Origin of the sequence: Actinomadura fibrosa (assembly GCF_900659615.1) — a bacterium.
Classification (GTDB): domain Bacteria; phylum Actinomycetota; class Actinomycetes; order Streptosporangiales; family Streptosporangiaceae; genus Spirillospora; species Spirillospora fibrosa.
In genome coordinates, this window is the sequence record NZ_CAACUY010000325.1 from 1 (window position 1) to 8,657 (window position 8,657).

General features: G+C 73.3%; 7 protein-coding genes. 5 read left to right on the forward strand and 2 right to left on the reverse strand.

Translation table 11 applies throughout. From position 1 onward, the window contains the following. Positions 1-2,444, forward strand: a 2,444-nt coding sequence (locus E1300_RS44775) for a DEAD/DEAH box helicase (RefSeq protein ID WP_131763359.1), incomplete at its 5' end; no start/stop codon positions are given. Further along, positions 2,444-3,229 carry an SWIM zinc finger family protein gene (locus tag E1300_RS44780; RefSeq protein ID WP_131763360.1) on the forward strand — a complete coding sequence of 262 codons (786 nt, stop codon included), beginning with the start codon at positions 2,444-2,446 and terminating at the stop codon, positions 3,227-3,229. The genes E1300_RS44775 and E1300_RS44780, both read left to right, overlap by 1 nt. Before the next feature lie 4 nt (positions 3,230-3,233). Here the strand turns inward: E1300_RS44780 and E1300_RS44785 are convergent, their stop codons facing one another. Then, entirely contained in the window at positions 3,234-4,076 is an 843-nt protein-coding gene (locus tag E1300_RS44785; RefSeq protein WP_131763361.1) for a M55 family metallopeptidase, read from the reverse strand. A gap of 69 nt (positions 4,077-4,145) precedes the next feature. Between E1300_RS44785 and E1300_RS44790 the strand changes: the two genes are divergently transcribed. Beyond that, positions 4,146-4,385, forward strand: coding sequence for a helix-turn-helix transcriptional regulator (locus E1300_RS44790; protein WP_131763362.1), 240 nt, complete (start codon positions 4,146-4,148; stop codon positions 4,383-4,385). After that, entirely contained in the window at positions 4,382-4,549 is a 168-nt protein-coding gene (locus E1300_RS50855) for a hypothetical protein (RefSeq protein ID WP_165503276.1), read from the forward strand. The genes E1300_RS44790 and E1300_RS50855 overlap by 4 nt, the downstream gene beginning before the upstream one ends. On the opposite strand, the gene glgP is transcribed toward E1300_RS50855, so the two are convergent. Beyond that, positions 4,546-7,194: an alpha-glucan family phosphorylase gene (gene glgP / locus E1300_RS44795; protein WP_131763363.1), complete on the reverse strand. Its 2,649-nt coding sequence runs from the start codon at positions 7,192-7,194 to the stop codon at positions 4,546-4,548. The genes E1300_RS50855 and glgP overlap by 4 nt on opposite strands. A gap of 311 nt (positions 7,195-7,505) precedes the next feature. Here glgP and E1300_RS44800 point away from each other — a divergent pair. Further along, positions 7,506-8,657: maltotransferase domain-containing protein (locus E1300_RS44800; protein WP_207400333.1), on the forward strand; the 1,152-nt coding region annotated here is incomplete at its 3' end.

The following is an 8,657-nucleotide window of genomic DNA, read 5'->3' on the forward strand; positions in this document are numbered from 1 at the left end:
CGCATCCGCTGCTGCCGCCGCGGCGCGGCAAGGCCCCCGACCGGCTGCCGCTCGCCGAGCGCTGGGTGGAGGCCCTCACCGGCCCGTCCCCCGAGGTCGCCCGCGAGCCCGGCGACGACCCCGCCGAGCTGATCGGCGAGCTGGACGCCTGGGCTGCCGCCGCGCGCCGCCCGTCCGGCCCGCTCCGCGTGTGCTTCCGCCTCGCCGAGCCGGGGGCGGAGGAGTTCGTCCCGGACGAGCTGAGGCCCGAGGAGCCCGCCGAACCCACCGAGGAGGACGCGCCCGGCGACCGGGACGGCGTCTGGCGCGTCGAGTTTGCCCTCCAGGGCACCGACGACCCGAGCCTGTACGTCCCGGCGGCGATGGTGTGGGCGGGCGAGGCCACGTCCGTCCCCGGCGCGGAGGAGACACTGCTCGCCGGGCTCGGCCGCGCGCTGCGCCTGTTCCCCGACATGGCGCCCGCGCTCGACGGGCCCGTCCCGTCCGAGGTGCTCCTCGACACGGCGGGCGCGTTCCGGTTCCTCCGCCAGGCGGGCCCGATGCTGGCCGCCGCCGGGTTCGGCGTCCTGCTGCCCCAGTGGGCGGGCAAGGCGCGGCTCGGGATGCGGCTCACGACCCGCGCCGACGACCCCGAGGCGTCGTCCGGCTCGGCCGCGTCGTCGGGCTTCGACCTCAAGGGCATGGTCGACTTCAAGTGGGACCTCGCGATCGGCGACGCCGCCATCGACGAGGACGAGCTGGCCGAGCTGGCGCGGCTGAAGACGCCGCTCGTCCGGCTGCGCGGCCAGTGGGTCGAGCTGGACGAAGAGCAGCTGGAGGCGGCGCTCGACTTCCTGCGCCAGCCGCGCAGGGGCCGCATGAGCGCCGCCGAGGCGATCCGGGCGATCGTCCACGCGGGCGACGAGGCGCTGCCGCTCACCGGCGTCGACGCCGACGGCACGTTCGGCGACCTGCTGTCCGGCGAGGCCGACCGCCGGCTCGTGCCGATCCCGGCGCCCGAGGAGCTGGACGCCGACCTGCGCCCCTACCAGGAGCGCGGCCTCGCCTGGCTCGCGTTCATGGACGGCCTCGGCCTCGGCGCGCTCCTCGCCGACGACATGGGGCTCGGCAAGACGATCTCCGTGCTGTCCCTGCTCGTCCACGAGCGCCAGGGCGGCGCCGCGCCCGGCCCCACGCTCGCGATCCTGCCGATGTCGCTGGTCGGGAACTGGCAGCGCGAGGCGGCGCGGTTCGCCCCGAAGCTCCGCGTCCACGTCCACCACGGCACCGGACGGTACCGCGGCGACGGCCTCGCCGAGGCGGTCGCGAACGCCGACCTGGTGCTGACCACCTACGGGACGGCGGCGCGCGACGCGGAGGAGCTCGCGCGGCTCGGCTGGGAGCGGGTCGTCTGCGACGAGGCCCAGGCGCTCAAGAACAGCGGGACGCGGCAGGCCAGGGCCGTGCGGAGCATCCCCGCGCGGACCCGGATCGCGCTGACGGGCACGCCCGTGGAGAACCACCTGACCGAGCTGTGGTCGATCATGGAGTTCGCGAACCCCGGCCTGCTCGGGCCGCGCGGCGTGTTCCGGCAGCGGTTCGCCGTGCCGATCGAGCGGGACGGTGACGAGGGCGCCGCGCTCGCGCTGAAGCGGGCGACGCAGCCGTTCATCCTGCGCCGGCTGAAGACCGACCGGTCGATCATCACCGACCTGCCGGAGAAGCAGGAGATCAAGGTCTACTGCAACCTGACCACCGAGCAGGCGTCGCTGTACCGGGCCACGGTCGACGACATGCTCGAACAGATCGCGGAGGCCGACGAGACGAAGCGGCGCGGGCTCGTCCTCGCGACGATGGCGAAGCTGAAGCAGGTCTGCAACCACCCCGCCCAGCTCCTCAAGGACGGCTCGCGCCTCCCGGGCCGCTCCGGGAAGCTGGAGCGGCTGGAGGAGATCTGCGCCGAGGTCCTGGAGCAGGGCGAGAAGGCCCTGGTCTTCACGCAGTACGCGGAGTTCGGCTCCATGCTCCAGCCGTACCTCGCGGCCCGGCTCGAACGTCCGGTGCTGTGGCTGCACGGCGGCACGTCCAAGCAGGCCCGCGACGACCTCGTGCAGCACTTCCAGAACGACCCCGAGCCGTCGATCTTCCTGCTGTCGCTGAAGGCGGCCGGGACGGGCCTGACGCTGACGGCCGCGAACCACGTCGTCCACGTCGACCGCTGGTGGAACCCCGCCGTCGAGGACCAGGCGACCGACCGCGCCTTCCGCATCGGCCAGACCCGCAACGTGCAGGTCCGCAAGTTCATCTGCGTCGGGACGATGGAGGAGCGGGTCGACGAGATGATCGAGCGCAAGAAGGCCCTCGCGGACTCCATCGTCGGCACCGGCGAGGACTGGCTGACCGAGCTGTCCGTCGCGGAGCTGCGGGACGTCCTGCGCCTGTCCCCGGAGGCGGTGAGCGACTGATGGACGACGGCCTCAAGGCCCGCACGAAGCGCGGCTCGATCGGCTCCGAATGGTGGTCGCGCCGGTTCATCGACCTGCTGGAGTCGTTCGCCGACACCGGCCGCCTGTCCCGCGGCCGCACCTACGCCCGCAAGGGCCAGGTGCTCGACCTGCGGGTCGCGCCGTACGAGGTGACCGCGCGCGTCCGCGGATCGGCGGCGGAGCCGTACGAGGTGGCGCTCGGCATCGGCGGGATCGACCCGGCGGGCTGGCGCGCGGTGGAGGCCGAGCTATCGTCCCGGGCCGTGTTCCGGGCGAAGCTGCTCGCCGGGGAGATGCCGCCGGAGATCGAGTGGGTGTTCGCCGAGCTGGGCCTGTGCCTGTTCCCCGGCTCGGCGGCCGACCTGCACCTCATGTGCGACTGCCCCGACTGGGGCGACCCCTGCAAGCACGCGGCGGCCGTCCTGTACCTGCTGGCCGAGGCGTTCGACGACGACCCGTTCCTGATCCTCCAGTGGAACGGCCGCGGACGCGACGAGCTGCTCGCGGCCCTCCGCCGCGGCCGGGCCGCGGAGCCGGACCCGTTCGAGATGGACGACGAGCCCCTGTCGGCCGCCGGGTTCTGGACGCCGCCGTCCGGGCTGGCCGGGCTCCGCGAACGCCCGCCCGCCGCGCCCGTCCCGCCGGGCTTCGTCCTCCAGGTCGCGGCGCCGCCGCCGGTACGCGTGCGCCGCCGCGACATCACCGACGTCCTGGCCCCCGCCTACGAGGCCCTGGCGGCCGAGCCCGGCGGCGAGGAGTTCTGACCGCTCACCCGTACTGCCGTCCGGCGCAGCCGATCTCCCCGGCGATCGTCGCGAACACGCCGAGCAGCCCGACGATCTCGGCGTAGTCGTCCGTGGTGAACTCCGTGGTCCGCGGCCCCGAGGGCTTGACGCCGGGGATCAGCGAGCAGGACTGCGCGATGGCGGTCGAGTTCCACTCCACCGCCATCGTGTAGGGGGCGTCCAGCGCGAGCCGCTTCCAGCCGTCGGGTGCGTTCAGCGCCCGGGCGACCCCCTCGTAGATCAGCTCCTGCGCCCGCACCGGAGGGATCACCTCGGCCGCGTACCGGTCATGCCCGTCCTTGACGGCCACGGTCTCGACGGCACCGAGCAGGTCGCGGGCCTCCTCGCAGGCGGCCCGGTCCCCCGCCAGGAACCCGACGGGCACCCCGAGCGACCCGGCGTACCCGGCCATGAGCCGGATCTCGCCCGCGACCTCGCCGTTCAGGTACAGGTTCTGGATCTCCCGCCCCATCCACGTGTGGTTGAGGACGCCGCGCTCCACGCCGGCGCGGGCGTGGTACCCGACGTAGAGGGCGACATCGAAGGACGCGTCGAGCCCCTCCCCCATCCGCATCGGCTTGAACGGCCCCCGGACGAGCGTGCACCGCTCGTCGATCAGGTCGGCGCGCAGGTTCTTCCCGGTGCCGTGCGAGTCGGTGACGACGACGCGCTCGGCGCCAGCGTCGAACGCGGCCCGGATCGCGGCGTTGGCGTCCCCGGTCATCAGCTCGCACCCGCGCTCGTACCCGCGCCCGCCCGCGCGCATCTCCTCGGGATCGGTCAGCCCCGAGACGCCTTCCATATCGACCGAGACGAAGACCTTCATGGCCCCCATCATGCCCGCGGCTCCCGCACGACGACGGCATCCGGCCCCCGGCTGCGGGAGACTGGGCCGGTGTCCGCGGACAGGGAGAACGTCTACAACCGGATCGCGGTGCTGAGGGCCGAGCGCGGCGTCTCGCGCCGCGAGCTGGCCACGGCGCTGGGCGTCCACTACCAGACGGTCGGGTACCTGGAGCGCGGCGAGTACAGCCCGAGCCTGCACCTCGCGCTGCGCATCGCCGGGTTCTTCGAGGTGCCGGTCGAGGTGGTCTTCTCGCTGGCGCCGTTCCCCCGGCTGGGGACCCCGCAGTGAGCGGCCAGGGAAGGGAACGGGACGGGACGGACGACGCGGGCGCGGCGGCAGGCGCGGGCGCAGGGCTGGTGGCCGCCGTGCCGAACACGGCGACGCGCGGCACCGTCCCCTTCGCCGGGCAGCAGGCGGACCCGCTGCCCGGCGACGAGGACGGGCAGTCCTAGCGCAGGTTCCCGTTCGTCATGCCGGCCGGGGCGGGCGGCAGGGCGACGAGGCCGAGCTCCGCCCGTCCGGACAGCATCGGGTGGTTCGGCACCACGCGGACGCTGTAGCCGAACGAGCCGCTGCGCTCCAGCGGCACCTCACCGACGTAGCGGAGCCGGCCGTTCTCGACCGGCTCGCCGGCCGCCAGCTCCGCGTAGGCCGGGTCGACGAGCGCGTCGGCGTCGTCGACGCGGCCGTAGGCGACCTCGACGGCGACGTCGGCGGGGTCGAGGCCGCCGAGGTCGACGACGACGCGCACCGCGAGCCGGCCGCCGACGTGCGGGCTGTCCTCGGCGTTGGACTCGACGTGCTCGACGGCGACGCCGGGCCAGGCGTCCGCGACCCGCCGCTTCCAGGCCGCGAGCGAGCGGGCGCCGGCGTGCTTGTCGGCGGCCATGGCGCGGGCGGACGCGGCGGCGGGCGCGTAGTACTCCTCGACGTAGTCGCGAACCATCCGGGTCGCGAGCACCTTCGGGCCGAGCGTCGCGATCGTGTGCTTGACCATCTCCAGCCAGTGCCGGGGCAGCCCCGCCGCGTCGCGGTCGTAGAAGGTGACGGCGACGTGGTCCTCGATCAGCTCGTACAGCGCCGCGGCCTCCAGCTCGTCGCGGCGGTCGGGCGTGGCGAGGCCGTCGGCGGACGGGATCGACCAGCCGTTCTGGCCGTCGTACCACTCGTCCCACCAGCCGTCGCGGATGGAGAGGTTGAGGCCGCCGTTCAGCGCGGCCTTCATCCCGGACGTGCCGCACGCCTCCAGCGGCCGCAGCGGGTTGTTCATCCACACGTCGCAGCCCTGGACGAGGAGCTGCCCGAGCGCCATGTCGTAGTCGGGCAGGAACACGATGCGGTGCCGGACGTCCTCGGAGCCGGCGAACCGGACGATCTCCTGGATCAGCCGCTTGCCGCCCTCGTCGGCGGGATGGGCCTTGCCCGCGATGACGATCTGCACCGGCCGGTCGGGGTCGAGGAGGATCGAGCGGAGCCGGTCGGGGTCGCTCATCATCAGCGTGAGCCGCTTGTAGGACGGGACGCGCCGCGCGAACCCGATGGTCAGCACGTCGGGGTCGAGGGCGTCGTCGATCCAGGAGATCTCGGCCTCGCTGGCGCCGCGCTGCCGCCACGACTCGCGCAGGCGGCGCCGCGCGTCGTGGACGAGGCGCTCGCGCAGCAGCCGCCGCACCCGCCAGATCTCGTCCTCGCGGACGTGCCGGACGCCCTCCCAGCCGCTCGCGGACTCGATCACGGACGGGACCTCGCGGGCGGCGAGCTCCAGGATCTCCCGCGCGACCCAGGTGCCGGCGTGCACGCCGTTGGTGATGGAGCCGATGGGCACCTCGGAGGTGTCGAAGCCGCCCCAGAGGCCGCCGAACATCTCCCGGCTGACGCGGCCGTGCAGCTCGCTGACGCCGTTGACGCGCTGGGCGAGGCGCATGCCCATCACCGCCATGTTGAACACGGTGCGGTCGCCGCCGGGATAGTCCTCGGAGCCGAGCGCGAGGACCCGCTCGCACGGGACGTCGGGCTCCTCGCTCGCGCCGCCGAAGTACTTCTCGATCAGCTCGCGGGGGAACCGGTCGATGCCCGCCGGGACGGGGGTGTGCGTGGTGAACACCGTCCCGGCGCGAGTGGCCTCCAGCGCCTCGTCGAAGGTGAGGCCGTACTCGGAGACCAGCTCGCGGATGCGCTCCAGGCCGAGGAACCCGGCGTGGCCCTCGTTGGTGTGGAACACCTCGGGGGCCGGGTGGCCGGTGATGCGGCCGTAGGCGCGGATGGCCCGCACTCCCCCGATGCCGAGCAGCATCTCCTGGAGGAGCCGGTGGTCGCCGCCTCCGCCGTACAGCCGGTCGGTGACGTCCCGCATCGACTGGTCGTTCTCCTCGACGTCGGAGTCGAGGAGGAGCTGGGGGACGCGGCCGACGCGGGCGAGCCACACCTGCGCGTGCAGGTCGTGCCCGTGCGGCATGCCGATGGTGACCCGCACTGGCGTGCCGTCGTGCTCGCGGAGCAGGGCGAGCGGCAGCCCGTTCGGGTCGATCGGCGGATAGCGCTCCAGCTGCCATCCGTCCGGCGACAGGGACTGCGAGAAGTAGCCGTGCCGGTACAGCAGGCCGACGCCGATGAGGGGGACGCCGAGGTCGCTGGCGGTCTTGAGGTGGTCGCCGGCGAGGATGCCGAGGCCGCCGGAGTACTGCGGCAGCGCGGCGGTGATCCCGTACTCGGGCGAGAAGTAGGCGATGGACGAGGGCGCCCCGGCGGGCTCTCCGGCACCGGGCGGGGCGGCGGGCGAGGAGGCCGCTCCCGCGCCGTAGCGGGTCTGGTACCAGCGCGGCGCCGTGAGGTAGTCGTGCAGGTCTTCGGCCGTGTCCTGGAGGCGGCGCAGGAACCGCCGGTCCCCCGCGAGCCGTTCGAGCCGCTCCGGCGCGACCTCGCCGAGCAGCCGCACGGGATCATGGCCGACGGACCGCCACAGCTCCGGGTCGACGGCGCGGAACAGGTCGAGCGTCTCGTGGTGCCATGACCAGCGCAGGTTGAGGACCAGCTCCTCAAGCTGCCGGAGCGGCTCGGGAAGGACGGTGCGGACCGTGAATCGTCGGATTGCCTTCACGCGACGCCACGCTATGCGGTGCCGTCCCATGGGCGCGACCGGAGGTGATCACTTCGTCACCTCGCGGCTCGGTCCGCGGCGCGCCCGGGCGGCGGCGCGGGGGTGCACGGCGGACGCACGCGAACGCGGGAACCCTTGTACCGCAGGGGTTTCCGCCGCCTCACGGGCATCGTCGCAGGCTGTGCCCGTTCCCTAGCGCAAAGTTATCGAAAACTACAGGACGGTAAGACCGTGTTCGCGGGCATGTGAAGTTTCGGATGTCTCCGACGGGTAGGGAAGGGCATATGCAAGACGAGTCCGGAAAGTCCCAAATGACCGGTACTCCGAGGCTCGGTCGCATCCCGATCCTGGACGTGGCGCCCGTGGTCGGGGCCGGCGCGTGGCCGGCCAAGGCGGTGTCGGGCGAGACGATCGAGGTCAGCGCGACGGTGTTCCGCGAGGGGCACGAGATGCTGGGCGCGGCGGCGGTGCTGCGCACGCCCGCGGGCGAGGAGCTGCCCGGCGCGCGGATGGCCGAGGTCGGTCAGGGTCTGGACCGGTGGGCGGCACTGGTGACGCTGGGCGAGCCCGGGTCGTGGTCGTTCCGGGTGGAGGCCTGGGGCGATCCCATCGCGCACTGGCGGCACGACGCCGGGATCAAGATCCCGCGCGACCAGGACGTCGAGCTGATGCTGACCGAGGGATCGCTGCTGTACCGGCGGGCGGCCAAGGCCGTCCCGAGCAAGGACCGGCCGACGCTGACCCGGCTGGCGAAGCTCCTCGCCGACGCGACCGTCCCCGCGCTGGACCGGCTGGCCGCCGCGGAGGACCCGGACGTCGAGGACGTCCTGGAGCGCCATCCGCTGCGCGACCTGCTGACGGTGAGCGAGTGGTTCCCGCTGGAGGTGCACCGGCAGCGGGCCCTGTTCGGGTCCTGGTACGAGTTCTTCCCCAGGTCGGAGGGCGCCTCGTTCGACCCGATGGGACGCCGGGGCCCGATGTCGGGAACGTTCCGAACGGCGATGAAACGGCTCCCCGCGATCGCCGACATGGGTTTCGACGTCGTGTACTTGCCGCCCATCCACCCGATCGGGCGGACGTTCCGCAAGGGCCCCAACAACACCCTCGACGCCGGCCCCTACGACCCCGGCTCCCCCTGGGCGATCGGCTCGCCCGAAGGCGGGCACGACGCCGTCCACCCCGACCTCGGCACGCTGGCCGACTTCGACGCGTTCGTGTCCTACGCCAACGACCACGGGCTCGAAGTCGCCCTGGACTTCGCGTTGCAGTGCTCGCCCGACCATCCGTGGGTGCGCGAGCATCCCGAGTGGTTCACCACGCGGGCGGACGGGACGATCGCCTACGCCGAGAACCCGCCCAAGAAATACCAGGACATCTACCCCCTCAACTTCGACAACGACCCCGACGGCCTGTACACCGAGATCCGGCGGGTGCTCCAGCACTGGATGGACCACGGGGTACGG